Here is a 2,106-nt window from a genome sequence, read left to right on the forward strand (position 1 = left end):
GTGTCAAGGCCGATTATTTTTTCCCCAAAATCGCCGGTTTAAAATTCCCCAGAAGGACCTTATTGATCCTTCTGTTTTTCTTGTTGGAGCCTCTTTTCCCGTAATCGATAGCTTTCCCCCTTTAGGTTGAAAATGATGGAATGATGCAGTAATCGATCTAACATCGCGGTCGCCAATACCGAGTCTCCCACAACTTCTCCCCATTCCCCAAAGCTTTTGTTGGAGGTGAGGATAATCGGGGCATGTTCATACCGACGGGCGATGACCTGAAATAAGTAATGAGCGCTGTTTGGGTCCAATTTTAAGTACCCCATTTCATCAATAATGAGAATGGTTGGCTTCACAAACATGCGAAGCTTTTTTTCCAGCTTTCCTTCCTGGTCGGCTTTTCTTAACTGAGTGACCAAATCATGGGCGGTAATAAAATACGTTTTATACCCTCTTGCGATCGCCTCCATTCCAATCGAAATAGCCAGATGTGTCTTTCCAATCCCCGGCGGACCGAGAAAAAGAATATTCTCCTTTCGATCAATAAACGATAAGGTAAGCAGCTCTCGAATCCGGCGCTCATCCACGGAAGGCAGTGCGTTAAAATCAAACGTATCGATCGTCTTGCGATATGGCAGTTTGGACAGTTTGATGAGCGTTTGGATCGATCGTTCCTGTTTTTCGATGATTTCCGCCTCTAATAAGCGGAATAAAAACTCCGAATATGGTATATTATGAGTAGCTGCGTATTCTGTCATGGCGGACCATCGTTCCGCCATGACAGGCAAATGGAGTCGGTGGCAATACTCGTGTATTTGTTCTTTCATGAGCTTTCCCCTCGCAGGAACGTGTCATAAACGGACAATGGACGAGTATCCACTTCCACCGAAACAGGCGAAATGGTGACGGCCGTTTCCGTCTGTTTCTTTTTGATTTTTTCGGCGAATGAAATCACTTTTTTCTGTTGGTTCAAGTAAGAAATCTCCTCCCCTCGATAATACAATCGAATATCCCCATTTAATCGCTCCTTCACCAGAATTTCTTTGCCCGCATACTCCGCCGATAGAAGCCATTGTTCCCCTTTGTAAGAGAAACTGCCATCCCAATGCACCTTCCGATAGGAAAGATAGCTCGTATCGTAATCGTTCAACGGGAGAGGTTTCAGCTGTTCCTCTGCCCAACGCTCTTGCGGAGGAATGCCGGTAGTGGCGTTTGGCTTCCGATTCGCCACTTGATCGAGCCAACGATGGAGAAGGAAATTTAATTCCTCGATGCTTTCAAACGCTGTCCCCACATAGAAGTGATCCATGATATACTGAATGGCTCGTTCGACTTTTCCCTTTGTCTGGGCCCGGTAAGGCCGGCACACTTTTGGAATAAATCCGTAGTAACTCGCAAATTCAGAAAATCGTTGATTCCATTTCACCACTCCTTGTTCCCGGCCGTCTGTAACGGTCTTCATATTATCAAATAACACCTTCTTCGGAACTCCGCCGAAGTATTGGAAACTCTGAATCAGGCATTCCATTAAGTGTTCCTGGTCCTGGCTGGTCGTAAATACCGCGTATTTCATCCGCGAATAGCCTAATGTGGCCACAAATAGCGATAACTTGACTTTTCTCCCTTCGATTATCACCTCCCCGACTTCTTTCCAATCGACTTGCATTTGTTCACCAGGAAGCGTTTCATAACGAACGGTGTATTTCTTTTTCGCCGTCTCTCGGAAAGGTTTTATATAGTCCTTTAAAATCGTCTTTCCTCCTGTATAGCCCTGTTGTCGAATTTCGAAAAATAACTTTTCGCTATTGAACACCCCATCCTCTAACATTCGTTTTTGAAGATACTCTTTAAATGGATCTAACTTGCTTTTTCTTTGTTTTCGCTTAGATTTGGAAGGGGGATTGGGGGAGTGAATATATTTTCGAACGGTTTTCCGATCAATCCCCAACTCCCTCGCAATATCGGAAATACTCATTCCCCTTTCGTACATCTCTTTGATCATAAAAAATTCCCCTCTCGTAATCACGAACCATAGCTCCTCTCATTGACACTATGGTTCTATTGTAAGTGGGGAATTTTATTCCGGCTATATTGGGGATTTTATCATCGGCTTTAACA

The 2,106-nt window shown here is 44.3% G+C and carries 2 protein-coding genes; both read right to left on the bottom strand.

Annotated elements, in window-relative coordinates; genetic code table 11:
• Positions 1–59: 59 nt before the first annotated feature.
• Complete coding sequence (istB, locus tag AC0KTX_RS16670) at positions 60–815, bottom strand: IS21-like element IS5376 family helper ATPase IstB (RefSeq protein ID WP_060788191.1); 756 nt, start codon at positions 813–815, stop codon at positions 60–62.
• Positions 812–2,014: an IS21 family transposase gene (istA, locus tag AC0KTX_RS16675; RefSeq protein ID WP_474253151.1), complete on the bottom strand. Its 1,203-nt coding sequence runs from the start codon at positions 2,012–2,014 to the stop codon at positions 812–814. Before istA ends, istB begins: the two co-directional genes overlap by 4 nt.
• Positions 2,015–2,106 lie beyond the last annotated feature (92 nt).

The sequence above is a fragment of the Aeribacillus sp. JST-2 genome (assembly GCF_056032925.1).